This is a genomic window from Curtobacterium sp. PhB130 (genome assembly GCF_003755165.1).
In the GTDB taxonomy this organism is placed as follows: domain Bacteria; phylum Actinomycetota; class Actinomycetes; order Actinomycetales; family Microbacteriaceae; genus Curtobacterium.
Genome location: NZ_RKII01000006.1, coordinates 527,269 through 541,683 on the forward strand (window position 1 = coordinate 527,269; position 14,415 = coordinate 541,683).

General features: G+C 71.0%; 15 protein-coding genes. 4 read left to right on the forward strand and 11 right to left on the reverse strand.

Annotation, left to right across the window (positions count from 1 at the left end; genetic code table 11):
• Positions 1-40: 40 nt before the first annotated feature.
• Positions 41-613 (reverse strand): TetR/AcrR family transcriptional regulator, encoded by a 573-nt coding sequence (locus tag EDF24_RS02670; protein WP_123701015.1) that lies wholly within the window; start codon positions 611-613, stop codon positions 41-43.
• Positions 614-689: 76 nt separating this feature from the next.
• Here EDF24_RS02670 and EDF24_RS02675 point away from each other — a divergent pair, with 76 nt between their 5' ends.
• The 3 genes from EDF24_RS02675 to EDF24_RS02680 are packed head-to-tail and all read left to right on the forward strand — an operon-like array spanning position 690 to position 2,392.
• Entirely contained in the window at positions 690-1,424 is a 735-nt protein-coding gene (locus tag EDF24_RS02675; RefSeq protein ID WP_123701016.1) for an SDR family NAD(P)-dependent oxidoreductase, read from the forward strand.
• A 42-nt stretch (positions 1,425-1,466) separates the two neighbouring features.
• Complete coding sequence (locus EDF24_RS18995) at positions 1,467-1,625, forward strand: hypothetical protein (RefSeq protein WP_165931350.1); 159 nt, start codon at positions 1,467-1,469, stop codon at positions 1,623-1,625.
• Between the two features lie 5 nt (positions 1,626-1,630).
• A complete protein-coding gene (locus tag EDF24_RS02680; protein ID WP_123701017.1) occupies positions 1,631-2,392 on the forward strand; it encodes a hypothetical protein in 762 nt (253 codons plus the stop codon).
• Positions 2,393-2,410: 18 nt separating this feature from the next.
• Here EDF24_RS02680 and EDF24_RS02685 read toward each other — a convergent pair whose 3' ends face one another.
• The 7 genes from EDF24_RS02685 to EDF24_RS02715 form a co-directional block, all read right to left on the reverse strand.
• On the reverse strand, positions 2,411-3,799 hold the full coding sequence (locus EDF24_RS02685) for an NAD-dependent succinate-semialdehyde dehydrogenase (protein WP_123701018.1): 1,389 nt from the start codon (positions 3,797-3,799) through the stop codon (positions 2,411-2,413).
• Positions 3,796-5,223 (reverse strand): APC family permease, encoded by a 1,428-nt coding sequence (locus EDF24_RS02690; RefSeq protein WP_123655049.1) that lies wholly within the window; start codon positions 5,221-5,223, stop codon positions 3,796-3,798. Before EDF24_RS02690 ends, EDF24_RS02685 begins: the two co-directional genes overlap by 4 nt.
• Positions 5,224-5,402: 179 nt before the next feature.
• Entirely contained in the window at positions 5,403-6,647 is a 1,245-nt protein-coding gene (locus EDF24_RS02695) for a type II toxin-antitoxin system HipA family toxin (RefSeq protein WP_123701019.1), read from the reverse strand.
• A complete protein-coding gene (locus EDF24_RS02700; protein ID WP_123655051.1) occupies positions 6,644-6,961 on the reverse strand; it encodes a helix-turn-helix domain-containing protein in 318 nt (105 codons plus the stop codon). The genes EDF24_RS02695 and EDF24_RS02700 overlap by 4 nt, the downstream gene beginning before the upstream one ends.
• Positions 6,962-7,016: 55 nt before the next feature.
• Positions 7,017-8,036 carry an agmatine/peptidylarginine deiminase gene (locus EDF24_RS02705; RefSeq protein ID WP_123701020.1) on the reverse strand — a complete coding sequence of 340 codons (1,020 nt, stop codon included), beginning with the start codon at positions 8,034-8,036 and terminating at the stop codon, positions 7,017-7,019.
• Positions 8,033-9,100, reverse strand: a complete 1,068-nt coding sequence (locus EDF24_RS02710; protein ID WP_123701021.1) for a nitrilase-related carbon-nitrogen hydrolase — start codon at positions 9,098-9,100, stop codon at positions 8,033-8,035. Before EDF24_RS02710 ends, EDF24_RS02705 begins: the two co-directional genes overlap by 4 nt.
• 26 nt (positions 9,101-9,126) lie before the next feature.
• The gene (locus tag EDF24_RS02715) at positions 9,127-9,996 is read right to left on the reverse strand and encodes an aminoglycoside phosphotransferase family protein (protein ID WP_123701022.1); all 870 of its coding nucleotides are present in this window, start codon (positions 9,994-9,996) and stop codon (positions 9,127-9,129) included.
• A 256-nt stretch (positions 9,997-10,252) separates the two neighbouring features.
• Between EDF24_RS02715 and EDF24_RS02720 the strand changes: the two genes are divergently transcribed.
• Positions 10,253-11,071 carry an SDR family oxidoreductase gene (locus tag EDF24_RS02720; protein ID WP_123701023.1) on the forward strand — a complete coding sequence of 273 codons (819 nt, stop codon included), beginning with the start codon at positions 10,253-10,255 and terminating at the stop codon, positions 11,069-11,071.
• 9 nt (positions 11,072-11,080) lie between these two features.
• On the opposite strand, the gene EDF24_RS02725 is transcribed toward EDF24_RS02720, so the two are convergent.
• Genes EDF24_RS02725 through EDF24_RS02735 form a run of 3 tightly spaced genes read right to left on the reverse strand, consistent with a single transcriptional unit; the run spans position 11,081 to position 14,414 of the window.
• Positions 11,081-11,734 (reverse strand): DUF1345 domain-containing protein, encoded by a 654-nt coding sequence (locus EDF24_RS02725; RefSeq protein WP_260233337.1) that lies wholly within the window; start codon positions 11,732-11,734, stop codon positions 11,081-11,083.
• Entirely contained in the window at positions 11,731-13,050 is a 1,320-nt protein-coding gene (locus EDF24_RS02730) for an NAD(P)/FAD-dependent oxidoreductase (RefSeq protein ID WP_123701024.1), read from the reverse strand. The genes EDF24_RS02725 and EDF24_RS02730 overlap by 4 nt, the downstream gene beginning before the upstream one ends.
• Complete coding sequence (locus EDF24_RS02735) at positions 13,050-14,414, reverse strand: FAD-binding oxidoreductase (protein WP_123701025.1); 1,365 nt, start codon at positions 14,412-14,414, stop codon at positions 13,050-13,052. Before EDF24_RS02735 ends, EDF24_RS02730 begins: the two co-directional genes overlap by 1 nt.
• Position 14,415: the final 1 nt, after the last annotated feature.

Sequence of the window (14,415 nt, forward strand, 5' to 3'; positions counted from 1 at the left end):
CGGGAGGCTCGGTGCCAGCTGGCACCGAGCCTCCCGTCGATCAGACGAGCCGGCCCGCAGCCGACCTGGCGGCCGCCGCCCACGGACGTGTCGCGTCGGCCTGCGCGCTCGCCATCGCGCCGTCGTAGAGCAGGCACAGCTGCAGCGCCGTGCCCGTCGGGTCGTCGTGCCCCGCCTCGGTCAGGAGGCCCTCGAAGAGCTGGCGTACCCAGTCCCGGTGCGCCAGCGTCACCTCGTGCGTGGGGTGACCCTCGCCGTACTCGGCCTCGGCGTTGATGAACGGGCACCCGTGGTACCCCGGCAGGACGAACCACTCGCCGAGCATGTCGAACACCGCGAGCAGGCGATCACGGGCGGTCTCGCCGCGTGACGGCAGCTCTGCCGCGACGTGCTCCTGCCACGCCGTGCTGCGCCCCGTGAGGTAGCCGACGACGAGGTCGTCCTTCGTCCGGAAGTGCGTGTACAGGCTCGCCTTGGAGATGTCCGCCGCCGAGGCGATCTGGTCGACGCCCACCGCGTGGATGCCCTGTTCGTAGAACAGCCGGTCGGCGGTGGCGACCGCACGCTCGTACGCGGGGCGGCGACGGGTGCGGGGTGCGGTCTGCTCGGGCATTGTTTGACAATACCAAACAGATCGGTACAGTTACCAGCACCAAACCGAACCGATCTGTTCAGACAGGACATCCACCATGACCAAGACCGCTCTCATCACCGGCGCCACGAGTGGCATCGGCCGCGCGACCGCCGAGCTCCTCGCCGCCCGAGGACTCCACGTCGTCGTCTCCGGCCGCAACGCCGAACGCGGCGACGCCGTCGTCCAGGGGATCCGTGCCGCCGGTGGTTCGGCCGACTTCGTGGCAGCCGACCTCCGCGACGAGGCGAGCGCGAAGGAGCTCACCGCACGCGCATCGGAGCTCGGCGGCGGCCACGTCGACGTCCTCGTGAACAGTGCCGGGATCTTCCCGTTCGGTCCCACCGCGTCGACCACGACGGAGGGCTTCGACGACGTGTTCGACGTGAACGTCAAGGCGCCGTACTTCCTGGTCGCGGCCCTCGCGCCGGCGATGGCGGGACGCGGTGACGGTTCGATCGTCAACGTGACGACGATGGTCGCCGAGTTCGGTGCGGCCGGCATGGGCATCTACGGCGCGAGCAAGGCGGCGCTGGTGCTGCTGACGAAGTCCTGGGCCGCCGAGTTCGGACCCGCGGGCGTGCGCGTCAACGCCGTGAGCCCCGGCCCGACCCGGACCGAGGGCACCGCCGCGATGGGGGAGAGCCTCGACGCGCTCGCCGCAGCAGGTCCCGCCGGCCGTCCGGGGACGGCGACCGAGGTGGCCGAGGCGATCGTGTTCCTCGCCACGGACGCGGCGTCCTTCGTGCACGGCGCGGTCCTGCCGGTCGACGGCGGGCGCATCGCGGTCTGACGCTGTGCGCGCCTCCACGCCGGTCCGCGTACGGTCCGCGGCATGAGTGACACCACGCCGAACGGATCCAGCGACCCCACCGAGGAGCAGGAGCAGCGCACGGCCGACCTGCCGGACGGCTCGCCGTCCGGGCACGCCACCGAGGACCCGCACGAGGACAGCGACCACGACTCCGGCGGCGAGCCGGCCGACCCGCAGTAGCTCCGGTGCGCGACTCCGCAGACGTCTGTCTCGCGGTGACCTGTCACGACCCGCTGGGACGCTTCGCCGCGGGGGTCGAGGAAGCCGGACCTGCCCTCGGAGCGGTGTTCGGCGCGCTGGCCGTCAACGCGACCGCCGAGACCCACCCGGCGACCATGGCGGCCCTCCGTGCGCTGGACGTGCCGACGTTCGCCGCCGAGCACGGAGCCGGCACGGTGGGGATCGGGACGGCCAGGAAGGACGTCCTGGCGCTCGGACTCCGGAGCGCCAGCCCCCGGCTGTTCTACTCCGACCTCGACCACGTCCTGCGCTGGCTGAGCACGTCGCCAGACGAGGTGGAGCGGTGTCTGGCCCGGCGCGACCACGACCTCCTGGTCGTCGGACGATCGCCTGTCGCGATGGCAGCAGCTCCTGAGCGTCTCCGACGTACCGAGGAGCTGGTCAACCACGTGTACGGACTGGCGAACGGGCTCGACGAGCGCTGGGACCTGATGATCGCGATGCGTCTGATGACCCGGGACGCGGCGCGGACCATCGTCGTGGACAGCCGCGAGACCTCGATCGCGAGCGACGTCACGTGGCCGATGCTCGTGTCGGCGAGCGGGGGCACCGTGGGGTCCTTCGACGCGGACGGCATCCGGTTCCTGGCGCGGGACGACTTCGGCGAGGAAGTCGATCGCCGGGATCACGACCCCGAGGAGTGGTACCGACGCATGGTCACCGCCACTGCACACATCGCGGCGATCGTGGGCTTCGACGCGGCGTGAGCCGGTCTGCACCGGATCTCAGCCGATGCGGATGAGCTTCTTGTTGACGAACTCGTCGGCGCCCAGCGGTCCGAGCTCGCGCCCGAAACCGCTCGCCTTCACCCCACCGAAGGGCAGTTCGGGGCTGTCCGCGCCGACGAGGTTCACGTAGACCATGCCCGCCTCGATGCGGTCCGCGACCCGGAGCGCCTGGTCGGCATCGGTCGTGAACAGGTACGACCCGAGGCCGTACGGGGTGTCGTTCGCGAGCCGGATCGCGTCGTCCTCGTCGGCGACGCGGTAGACGGCCGCCACGGGGCCGAAGAACTCCTCGCGGTACGCGTCGTTGTCGGGGGAGACGTCCGTCAGCACCGTCGGCGTGAAGGCGTTGCCGGATCGCTCTCCACCGGTCACGACCGTGGCGCCCTGCTCCTTCGCGGCCGTCAGCTGCTCCTCGAGTCGGTCGGCCGCGGCCGGTGACGACAGCGGGCCGAGTTCCGCTCCCGGCGTCGTCGGGTCCGTCGGCCCGACCGCAGCCATCGCCTCGGTGAACTTCGACAGGAACCCGTCGTACAGGTGGTCCGCGACGAGGAAGCGCTTCGCGGCGTTGCAGACCTGGCCGTTGCCCTCGAGGCGGGTCGCGACGGCGGACTCGACGACGGCGTCGAGGTCGTCGGTCGAGAGCAGGATGAACGGGTCGGACCCGCCGAGCTCCAGCACCACCTTGGTGAGGTTGCGCCCGGCGATCTCGGCGACCGCGGCGCCGGCGCGGGCCGAACCGGTGAGCGAGACGCCCTGGACACGCGGATCGGCGATGACGTCGGCGATCTGGTCGTTCGTGGCGAACACGTTCGTGTACGCGCCCTCGGGGAAGCCCGCGTCGGCGAAGATCCGCTCGATCGCCAGCGCCGATTCCGGGCACTGCGGTGCGTGCTTCAGCAGGACGGTGTTGCCGATGACCAGGTTCGGGCCGGCGAACCGGGCGATCTGGTAGGCCGGGAAGTTCCACGGCATGATGCCGAGCACCACGCCGATTGAGTCCTTGCGGATGAAGGCGCTGCCGTCGGAGCCGGGGGCCAGCGTGATGGGCTCGTCCGCCAGGAAGCCCTCCGCGTGGTCGGCGTAGTAGTCGTAGATGTCGGCGCAGAAGTCGACCTCGCCGACGGCCTGGTCGATCGGCTTCGCCATCTCGCGGACGATCGTCGCTGCGAGCTCGTCACGTCGTTCCCGGTAGAGCTCGGCGACCCGGTGCAGCAGCGCGGCACGGTCGGCCACGGTGCTGGTGCGCTCCCGGTGCGCGCGGTCGGCGGTGTCGATCGCGGCCCGCAGTTCGTCGTCGGTGATCGTCGGGAACGTGGCGAGCGTGGTCCCCGTCGTCGGGTCGGTGACGGCGTAGACGGTGTCGGTGCTGGTGCTCGTGTCGGTCATCGGGGCTCCTGTGCCTGTTCGTCGGTCAGCTGCTTGTTCACGCCGGTCACCGGCTGGTTCTCGTCGAAGCCCTTCGGCTGGACCCGGAAGCCCTTCGTGATCACCAGCAGGTACACGAAGCCGATCGCGGCCCAGACGCCACCGGCGATGAGGGCGTCGGCGTGCAGCTGTGACCAGAGAACACCGGTGAGCAGCATCGCGACACCGGGCAGCACGATGTAGGCGAAGCGGTCCCGGGCCGTGTGCCGTCGTCCCTGCCGGTACGCGAAGTGCACGATGACCGTCGCGTTCACGAACGTGAAGGCGATGAGGGCGCCGAAGTTGATGTAGGACGAGATGGTGTCGAGGGAGAAGGTCATCGCGAGCAGCGTGACCGCGCCGACGATGATCACGTTCGGGATGGGCGTCCGGGTACGGGGGCTGACGTAGCCGAACACCCGCTTCGGCAGCACGTTGTTCCGGCCCATCACGAGGAGCATGCGGGCGACGCTCGCGTGCGAGGCGAGACCGGAGGCCAGTGCCGCGACGAACCCGGCAGCCACGAGGACGGCCTGGAACACCGGGCCGCCGACGATCCGGCCGATCTGGGGGAGCGGGTCGTCGGTGAACTCGCCGAACGGGGCGTTCGTCGGGAAGCGGAGCTGCGCGAAGTACGCGGACACCAGGAAGATCAGGCCGCCGATGAGCACGGTCATCAGGATCGCCTTCGGCATGATCCGGATCGACTTCGCCTCTTCCGTGTACATCGTCACCGCGTCGAAGCCGATGAACGAGAAGCACACGACCGTGGCCCCGGTGAGGAGCGCCGACATCGTCACCCCGTCGTGCACGAACGGCTCCGTGCTGGCGATCGTCCCCGCCCCGGCACCGTGGACGAGCTCGATCACGGTGAACACCACGAAAGCGATCATCGCGAGGATCGCCCCGATGAGCAGCACCATGTTGAGGTTCGACGTGCCGCGCATCGACAGGCAGATCACCGTCGTGACGAAGACCGTGTAGACCACGACCGTCACCCAGGCCGGCAACGCGGGGAAGACCTGCTCGAGGTACAGCCGGATGATGAGCGCGTTCACCATCGGCAGCAGGAGGTAGTCCAGCAGCGACGCCCAGCCGACCATGAAGCCGGCATTCGGGTGGATGGACTCCCGGACGTACGTGTACGCGGAGCCGGCGGCCGGGTAGACGCGGACCATCTTCCCGTAGCTCACCGCCGTCAGGAGCATGATCACCAGCGCGATCAGGTACGCGCTCGGGACGGCGCCGTTCGTCTCGCCGGACACGATCCCGAAGGTGTCGAACACCACGGTCGGGGTCATGTAGCCGAGACCGAGGCCGACGATCGCCCAGAGACCGAGGCTCCGCTTCAGGGAGCCGCCGCGGGCGGGTGCCGTCGGTGCGGCGACCGCGATGGGTGATGCCATGGGAGTTCCCTCCTCGGCGCGAACGGGTGTCGCGGGGCCGGGGTCCGTGCGTCGTCGCGTGGACCGGTTGCAGAACCCTACCGACGGGCGAGCGTCGGGCGGAGTGGACGCGGTGTACTTCTGTGGCGGGCCAGGTGTACACCGCGTCAGGTGTCATCGGAGGGTTGTCACCGGAGGATTCAGTTCGCGGCGGCCCTGAGCGTGGCGAGCCCTTCGACGAACGAGTGCTCGAAACGCGTCAGATCTGACGAGCGCACGCCGTTAGCCGCAGCGACGTCGCGCCAACGGTCCAGCGCTCCGACGATGACGGTGAGCTCCGCTCTCGCCTGTGTCGGGGAGAGTCGGCACAACTCGGCGAACGCGATCAGCCCCTCGGCCTGGCTCCGCCCGTGATCCGTCCCGACGATCGTCGTCTGACGAGCAGCCGTGTCGGGATTCGGGTTCAGATCGAAGGCAGGGCTGAGCGCCCACCCGCCGCGATCGCGGAGGAACCCGTGGTTCCGGAGGTGGTCGTCGGTGTTGTTGAGGCCGACGCTGACGGCCGCCCTGCGGAACAGTTCGCGAGCGTCGCTGCTCGGCCGGCTGCTCATCTCGGGTAGCCGCTCGACGATGTCTCCGTAGTCCGAGGTCTGCCCATCCCGTTGCTCGAGCACGGTCATCGCGCTCAGGTAACCGATCCGACGACGCTTCGCGCGGTCGAAGCGCTCGAGCAGCAGGAGGTGGCGTCCGTCGACGCGAGAGAGGTGATGCAGCGCCACCGTGACGCCCGCGGCGCTGGCGAGGTCGAGGGCCGTGGCTTCCCATGCCATGACGTCCCAGGCGTCCGCGTGGTGCGGGAACTTCGCGATGAGCGCCCGACCGTCATCGCCGAGCACGGACGCCTTGGGACGTGCCCCTCCGAGCGACCCGGTCCCGGCGTCCAGCAAGGCCTTCACCGCCATGTAGTCCTCGGTGTCGCCACTGGCAACGTCCGCGGCACGGAGCAGCTCGGGGAGGTGCACCAGCTTCGGAACGTCATGACCGGGGTCGAGGAACGCGCCGCCCGCCTCTGTGCGGAAGCGCAGCGCTCCATGACGTGTGGCGTCACTGACGCGCAGGAGGTAGTCGACGTCATCAAGCGTCCGCGATGCTCGCGATTCCAGTCCAGCCCGCGCACGCTCCTGCTTCTGGATGAGATTGCGCCCCCAGCGATCCGGCGCCGAATCGCTGAAGGCGCCAGGGAGTCCGGGCGTGTACTGCGTGCCGGACGTGAGGCGGAACGCCGGGTCGACCGCGTACGACGTCGGCCGGGCGAGGTAGTCGGTCTCGTACTGGAAGGTCGTCCCCTGCAGCCGACCGCGGCTCCGCTGGAACTGCGCTCGTCCGACGAACACCGTGGTGTCGTCGAGTTCGATGTGCACTTCGACCTCGTCGCGACCCGTCATCGGATCCGCTTCCGGAGGAGCATGTCCGCCCTCGCCCTGCCGAGATCGGTGCGCAGCGGATCCAGCGCCTCGGTGAGGGTGTCGAGGATGCCGAGCGCGCGGGCGACACGGAGCACGATGTGGAAGCCGACGCTCGGATCACCGTGCTCGAGCTTCCGGAGGGTGTCTCGGGTGATGTCGGCGCGGTCCGCGACCTGCTCGGCCGTGAGTCCGAGGATCCTGCGCCAGCCTGCGAAGTCCGCGCCGATGTCCCGAGCGGACCGCGCGACCGCTGTGGGCAGTGCTCGCCCGGTGCTGCTCCTCGGTTCGTCCATGACGACCACAATACGCACTAACGGCATTAAAGACGAGTACCATCGTCATTGTTGGTCAAGAGGACTGGGGCTGCTGCTGGGTGATGCAGTGCAGGCCGCCCCCGCGTGCGAAGACCTCGCGGGCGTCGACCGACCGGATCTCACGGCCCGGGTACACGTCCGCCAGGATGCCCCGTGCGCGGTCGTTGGCCGCTGCCTCGGCGTCGCCGAAGGCACACGCGATGACCGCGCCGTTCACCACGACGTGGTTGACGTAGTTCCAGTCCACCGGGCCGTCGTCGTCGGTCAGCGTCGCCGGCGCCGGGATCTCGACGACGGTCGCGTCGGTGGCGGCCTCGATGGCCCGCCGGACCTGCGGCATGACGACGTGGTCGGGGTGCGCGGCGTCCGGCTGCGCGTGCAGCAGGACGGTCGCCTCGTCCGTGAACGTCGCGATCATGTCCACGTGTCCGCGGGTCCCGAGGCCGTCGTAGTCCCGCGTGAGCCCCCGGGGGAGCCAGATCACGTCCGTCGCCCCGATCGTCCGCGCGAGCTCCTCCTCGACGCGGGCGCGGTCGGCATAGGGGTTCCGCCGCGGGTCGAGCTGCACGGTCTCCGTGACCATCACCCGTCCCCCGCCGTCGACGTGGATCGCCCCGCCCTCGTTCACCAGGAGCGACGGGATCCGCTCGACACCGGCGGCCCGTGCGACCGTCGCGGCGATCTCCGCGTCCCGGGTCCACGTCGCCCAGGCGTTGGCGCCCCAGCCGTTGAAGACCCAGTCGACGGCGCCGATCGCTCCGGTCTCGTCGTCCACGACGAAGGTCGGTCCGATGTCGCGCATCCAGAAGTCGTCGAGCGGGGCTTCGAGCACTTCGACGGCGCTCGAGAGCAGCCGCGCAGCGTCCGCACGGGCGACCGGGTCCACCACGATGGTGACCGGCTGGTACTCGCTGATCGTGTTCGCGGTCGCGGCCCATGCCTCGCGTGCCGCCTCGGCGCTCGCCGCGTCGTCACCGAGCGTGTGTCCGGGACGGGGGAACGCCATCCAGGTGCGTTCCTGCGGAGCAGTCTCCGCCGGCATCCGCCAGCTCACGACCGCACCGCCGTCGCCGTGTGGTCGGCGGTCGTCGCGGTGGCGGTCCCGTCCGTGGTCGGCTGGTCCGGTCGGGAGGCCAGGGTCGCCTCGACCGCGCCGTACCCGTCGCGGACGGGGTCGACCGCACCCACCAGTCCGTCGTACAGGTCGGGTCGCCTCGTCAGGTAGAAGGGGAAGAGCCGCAGCCACTCCGTCCGGGCGTCGAGGTCGAGGTCGGCGACCAGGACCACGCTCGCGTCGCGAGGGGCCTCGGCGAGGACCCGACCGAACGGGTCGGAGATGAACGACGAGCCGTAGAAGGTGATGTCGCCCTCGTCGCCCCACCGGTTCGGGACGACCATGAACTGGCCGGCCGTGATCCCGTTCGCCACGATGACGTGCCGCCAGATCGAGGCGGTGTCGAAGTCCGGGAACGTCGGTTCGGAGCCGATCGCCGTGGGGTAGGCGAGGACTTCGGACCCGGCGAGGCCGTAGGAGCGTGCGACCTCGGGGAACCACTCGTCCCAGCACGTCGGCAGTCCGACACGGGCACCGAGACCGGTCGGCTCGTACACCGGGAACGCATCGTCGTCGGCGCCCGGGCGGAAGTAGGTGTCCTCGTAGTACCCGGCGCTGATCGGGATGTGGGTCTTCCGGGTCCGGCCGACGAGCGTGCCGTCCGGGGCGACGAGGATCGCCGTGTTGTAGCCGCGGGGGTCGTCGGGCTGGTCGTCGTCCGCCGGGCGTTCGTAGAGCGAGGCGTGCACGAACAGGCCGTGCTGCTGCGCCTGGTCCCGGGCGAAGGTCATGGTGGGTCCGTCCGCGAGGTCCTCGGCGAGGTCCTTCGGCACGCCGCTCGCGGGGGTGTCGCCCGGGTACCGGAGCAGCGTCAGCTCGGGCAGGAACACCGCGCGGGCGCCGTTCGCCGCCGCTGCCGCGATGCCCTCCGCGAGCTGTCGGCGGTGCGCCTCGGGATCCTCGAGCCAGCGCATCTGCACCAGGGCGACACGGGTCGACCGGCGGGGTTCGCCGGTGTCCTCGTGGAGGGGGGAAGCGACCGGGGGAGCGATGACGACGTCCATGGCGCCATTGTTGACCACGCGATCAACTACCGCAAGGGGTCACCGTGGTCGAACGCTGCGAGGGCATCGGCCAGCATCCGGTGCCCCTGGTCCTCGAACCGCTCGTCGCCGACCGCGTACGCCCACACCGCGGTGCCGACGGCTTCGCGGAGCTGGAGCCAGCGCCAGGCCTCCGGGTCACGTGGGTCGTCACCGTAGCCGTCGAAGAAGGCCCGTTCGAGCGCCGGCTCGTGCTGCCAGTGCAGGACGGCGAGCCGTGTCAGGTCGAGGGCTCTCGGGCGCAGGGCGAAGCGCCCGAAGTCGATCATCCGCAGGCGGCCGTCGTCGACGATCCAGTTCCGGGGGTGCCAGTCGCCGTGCGTCGGTACGAGGGTGACCGGGCCGGCGTCGAACGACAACAGGTGGGCTCGTGCCCGCGCGGCGATGTCGTCCGGGATCCGGTGCTCCGACGCCAGCGCGTCCAGGGCCTTGCGGGACTCGCGGACCAGGAAGTCGTCGGACGGGGCCGCGTTCTGGTCGTGGAAGCGGCGGAGGAGCGCGCCAGCCTGGCGGTGCACGTCCGGTGACGTCTCGTCGGGGCTGCCGAGGGCGAGGTGGCCGGGGACCCGGTCCAGCACGAGGACGCGGCGTTCCTCGTCGGCTGCCACGAGTGCCGCGGTGTCGCCGGTGCGCACGAAGGGGGCGGTCCACCGGCGGTGCGCGAGGAGCTCCCTCGGGAAGTGGGTGTTCTCCGGGCCGGCGGCCTTCACCGTGTACTCACCCGCTGTTCCCGCGACGTGCAGGACGACCGTGTCGAGGAGTCCCCACGAGTCGTTCGCCAGCACCCGTGCCCCTGGCACCGAGGCGCGGACGACCTCGACCTGCTCGTCGCTGAGACCTGTGCTCCCCCACCGCATCCCGAAAACCTACTCGCCTGCCCAACCGCGCCGATTGACGGGCCCCTGGTGTGCCGTATCGTTTCCCGCAAGAGCGTCGGGCTTGGACCGACGTGCATACCCCGGGAACCCCTCGCGCTGCGAGGGGTTCCTTGTTTCTGCGAGGCGCCCCGCATCGAAGCCGGAAGTGTCCGAAGGGCGCAGCCGTCACCCGGGCGTCCAGGTCGCACCGACCGGGGCGGCGTTGCCTGGTCGGCGTCAGATCTCAGGAGGACACATGAGCAAGACCTGGTTCATCACCGGCGCATCGAAGGGCTTCGGCCGCGAGTGGGCGGAGGCCGCCCTGGAACGCGGGGACTCCGTCGCCGGCACCGCCCGGAACACCGACGACGTGCAGGCCCTCGTCGAGCAGTACCCGGACACGTTCCTCGGACTCCAGCTCGACGTCACGGACCGTGCCGCCGACTTCGCCGCGGTGCAGCGGGCAGCCGAGCACTTCGGCTCGCTCGACGTCGTCGTCAACAACGCCGGCTACGGCCACTTCGGCATGATCGAGGAGCTCACCGAGGACGAGGTCCGCGGCCAGCTCGAGACGAACCTGTTCGGTGCGCTCTGGGTCACCCAGGCGGCGCTGCCGATCATGCGTGCCCAGGGCTCCGGGCACGTCATCCAGGTGTCGAGCATCGGCGGGATCAGTGCGTTCCCGACGGTCGGCGCCTACCACGCGTCGAAGTGGGCGCTCGAGGGCTTCTCGCAGTCGCTGTCGCAGGAGGTCGCCGGCTTCGGCATCTCGGTGACGCTGGTCGAGCCCGGCGGGTTCTCGACCGACTGGTCCGGCCCGTCGTCGAAGAAGAGCGAGGAGAACCCCGCCTACGCGGCGGTGCGAGAGGCCGCGTCGAAGCGTCCGTCGGCGGCGGACCCCGGCAAGCCCGAGGCCACCCGCTCCGCGATCCTCAAGGTCGTCGACGCCGAGCAGCCCCCGCTCCGGGTGTTCTTCGGCAAGGCGCCGCTCGGCATCGCCGAGAAGGACTACGAGTCGCGTCTGGCGACGTGGCGCGAGTGGCAGCCGGTGTCCGAGGAGGCGCACGGCGCCTGACGCGGGCCGTCAGGCGATGATGTTGACCGCGCGCGAGATGACCAGCGCCATCAGGATGAACCCGCCGACCGACTGGTAGGCCATGATCATCTTCGCGCGGACGGTCATCGGCATCGTGTCGGTCGGGCTGAACGCCACCATGTTGGTGAGCCCCACGTAGAGGTAGTCGAGGTACACCGGACGCCACGACGCCGTGCGCTCGTCGGTCTCCTGGGGGAACTGGAAGTCCGCCTCGTCGGACTTCCAGAGCCCGGGACGCCGCCGGGCCACGGGGCCGCCGCGGTCGAGCTCCCAGTAGACGAGCCCGAAGGCGATGATGCTGCTGACCCACACCTGCAGCGCGGTCAGGAGCACGGCGCCGCCGTCCGCGTGCCCGTTGAGGAGCTCCATGACGGTACGGATCACGGTGAGCTGGTTCGCGACGGTGAGCATGATCGCGAGGCCGAACGACAGCCAGCGTGACCAGGTCGTCTCGCGCGACAACCGCCGCGGGTTGAACACGATCAACGGCATGAGCAGCAGGACGCCGAGCAGCGGGACGACCCACGACGGGAAGAACAGCACCTGGCTCGGCAGGAACAGGGCGAGCGCGAGGTTGACCAGGATCGCGGCGGCCACCGGGAAGCGGTGTTCGTGCTGGTGTCTGACCTTCGGCGGGCTCACGCGCCGAGTGTAGATGCCAGTTCCGCCGGCGTGACCTGCCTGCCGAGGATCCGCGACGCCGCACGGAGCCCCGAGTTCAGCGCCCCGTGCACCGTCGCGGGGTCGTCGCCCCACGTGGCCTCGCCGGCGAGCTGCACGCGTCCGGACGGTGTCCCGAGCAGGTCGTGGTCGTCGGTCGACGCGCCGACGTGCAGGTACGAGTACGAGCCGCGTGCGAAGGGGTCGGCGGCCCAGCGGGTGATGCGGAACGCCGTCGGGTCGGGGACGGCATCGCCGAACATGCGGCGGAGCGCGGTGACGCCCAAGGCCACGATCTCGTCGTCCGTCAGGGTCTCGATCCGCCGTGCGCCGGCACCGCCGAGCAGCGCGGCGAGCACGGGCTCCCCGGTCACCCGGGACATGTCGTACCAGGAGTGCCAGTCGACCCCGGCGGGCCCCTGCTGCCGGATCACCCACGTGTCCCAGAACTGCTCGGGGAACCGCAGGAACACCTTGTCGTAGACGCCCATGCCGAGTCGGTCGAGCGCTCCGGCGGCCGGACCGGCCAACGGCGGGTCGAACACGACGTCACCGGCCCTGAGCACGCCGAGCGGCACGGTCACGACGACCTCGGCGGCGCAGAACTCCGAACCGTCGGTCGTGGTCACCTTGACCCGCTCGTCGTTCTGGTGGACCACGGCGACGACGGCGTCGGTGCGCACGTCCAGTCCGCCGGCCAATGCCGCGGCGTACTGCCCGTACCCGCCGGGGAAGACGACCTCGTCGCCGGGGACGTGCTCCTCCTCGAGCCCGTGGGCGTCGAGGTCGGTGACGGGGGCGCCGCAGAGGTCCTCCGACCGGTGGGCCATGTACTCCTGCACGCGCAGGGCGCGCGCACCGGTCCAGCCGAGCGACGCCAGCACGGCGGCGACGGCCTCGGCGTACGTGGTCCCGGGGGCGGCGTCCGCCACGACGGACTCCAGCAGCCCGTCGACGGTGTGCAGATCGGCCACGAACGCACCCGGGTCGGCCACCGGCGCTCCGGACGGGTCGTGCCAGGCGATCGGCCGCCCGTCGAACTGGAAGCTGCCGACGGTGAACTCGACGGTGTCGATCCCGAACGCGGACGCCAGGGACCACAGCGGGTTGCCGTCGATGCCGTGGATCCACGAGGCGCCGAGGTCGACGGGCACACCGAGCGCGGAGTCCGTCCAGGTGCGACCACCGATGCGGTCCCGGGCCTCGAGCACGACGACGTCGCGGCCGGCGAGGGCCAGGGCGCGCGCGGCGGCCAGCCCGGCGACGCCGGCTCCGACGACGATCACGTCCGAGCCCATCAGTGACCCCCGGTCAGCGGCGCCATCAGCCGGGCGGCGAGGCTCGCACGCCCGGTCAGCCGTTCCTCGCGGTCGGCGAGGTCGGTGGCGACGAGTCCGGCGTTCGCCCCGAGGAACCGCAGCGGCTCCGGCTCCCAGTCGGGGGAGCGGTGTCCCACCCACGGCAGCGCGGTCAGCGGCGTCGAGACACCCCGCACGAGGTCGGCGAGCGTCCGTCCGGCCAGGTTCGTCGTCGAGAGGCCGTCCCCGACGTACCCGCCGGCCGAGCCGACCGATCCGTCCCAGGTCACCGAGGCGCACCAGTCCCGCGGCACCCCGAGCGGGCCGCCCCAGGTGTGCGTGATCGCAGCGTCCGCCACCACCGGGAAGAGCTCGACGAGCGATCGGCGCAGGTGCTGGAAGACCCGGGGGACCCGGTCGTACCCGGGGGTGATCGAGGACCCCCAGTGGTAGCGGGCGCCCCGCCCACCGAAGGCGAGCCGGTCGTCGGCGGTCCGCTGCCCGTAGACGAGCAGGTGCCGGTAGTCGGAGAAGGTCTGTCCGTGTTCGAGGCCGATGCGCTCCCACGCGGACGCCGGCAGCGGCGCGGTCGCGATCATCAGCGAGTACAGCGGCAGGATCCGCCGCTTCGTCTGCTCCAGCGACGCGCCGTACCCCTCTGTGGCGACGACGACCGCGCCGGCCGAGACGGTCCCGCGGGTGGTGACCACACGCCCTGGAGCCCACGACACGGCGGGCGTGTGCTCCGCGATCACGACGCCACGGGCCTCCAGGGCGGCTGCGAGCCCACGGACCAACGCGGCCGGTTGCACCCGCGCGCAGTCCGGGGTCCACGCCACACCGAGGGTGTCCGTCGCGTCACCGCGACGACCGTCCCGGTAGGTCATGTCGTCGCCCCAGTCGGACGACGACGCGACCTCCGCGCGGGCCGCGCGGTCCTGGACCTCGGAACGTGCGTAGAGGACGGTGCCGCCCTTGACGTAGTCGCAGTCGATGTCGGCCTCGGCCGCTGCGCGACCGACCTCGTCGACGGTGTCGCGCATGGCCGCGCGCATGGCGAGCGCGGCCTCGCGGCCGTCGTGCTGCGCGATGGACTCCGCGGACCGCGGGAAGAGCGCCGAGCACCAGCCGCCGTTCCGTCCGGAGGCGCCGAACCCGGCGATCTCGCGTTCGACGACGACGATCTGGAGGCTCGGATCACCCTGGTGCAGGTACCACGCGGTCCAGAGACCGGTGAGTCCGCCGCCGATGATGCAGACGTCCGCCGAGCGGTCGCCGTCGAGGGGCGGCCGGGGCGTCAGGTCGTCGCGGCCGGATGCCACGAGCTGGTCCAGCCAGAACGAGACGCCCCGGTAGCCCGTCACG

Excerpts from the sequence above, each read along its gene's own strand:
- EDF24_RS02700 (WP_123655051.1), bottom strand. The coding sequence starts at position 6,961 with ATGGACGAACCGAGGAGCAGCACCGGGCGAGCACTGCCCACAGCGGTC.
- EDF24_RS02685 (WP_123701018.1), bottom strand. The coding sequence starts at position 3,799 with ATGACCGACACGAGCACCAGCACCGACACCGTCTACGCCGTCACCGAC.
- EDF24_RS02715 (WP_123701022.1), bottom strand. The coding sequence starts at position 9,996 with ATGCGGTGGGGGAGCACAGGTCTCAGCGACGAGCAGGTCGAGGTCGTC.
- EDF24_RS02670 (WP_123701015.1), bottom strand. The coding sequence starts at position 613 with ATGCCCGAGCAGACCGCACCCCGCACCCGTCGCCGCCCCGCGTACGAG.
- EDF24_RS02720 (WP_123701023.1), top strand. The coding sequence starts at position 10,253 with ATGAGCAAGACCTGGTTCATCACCGGCGCATCGAAGGGCTTCGGCCGC.
- EDF24_RS02675 (WP_123701016.1), top strand. The coding sequence starts at position 690 with ATGACCAAGACCGCTCTCATCACCGGCGCCACGAGTGGCATCGGCCGC.
- EDF24_RS18995 (WP_165931350.1), top strand. The coding sequence starts at position 1,467 with ATGAGTGACACCACGCCGAACGGATCCAGCGACCCCACCGAGGAGCAG.
- EDF24_RS02730 (WP_123701024.1), bottom strand. The coding sequence starts at position 13,050 with ATGGGCTCGGACGTGATCGTCGTCGGAGCCGGCGTCGCCGGGCTGGCC.
- EDF24_RS02690 (WP_123655049.1), bottom strand. The coding sequence starts at position 5,223 with ATGGCATCACCCATCGCGGTCGCCGCACCGACGGCACCCGCCCGCGGC.
- EDF24_RS02695 (WP_123701019.1), bottom strand. The coding sequence starts at position 6,647 with ATGACGGGTCGCGACGAGGTCGAAGTGCACATCGAACTCGACGACACC.
- EDF24_RS02710 (WP_123701021.1), bottom strand. The coding sequence starts at position 9,100 with ATGGACGTCGTCATCGCTCCCCCGGTCGCTTCCCCCCTCCACGAGGAC.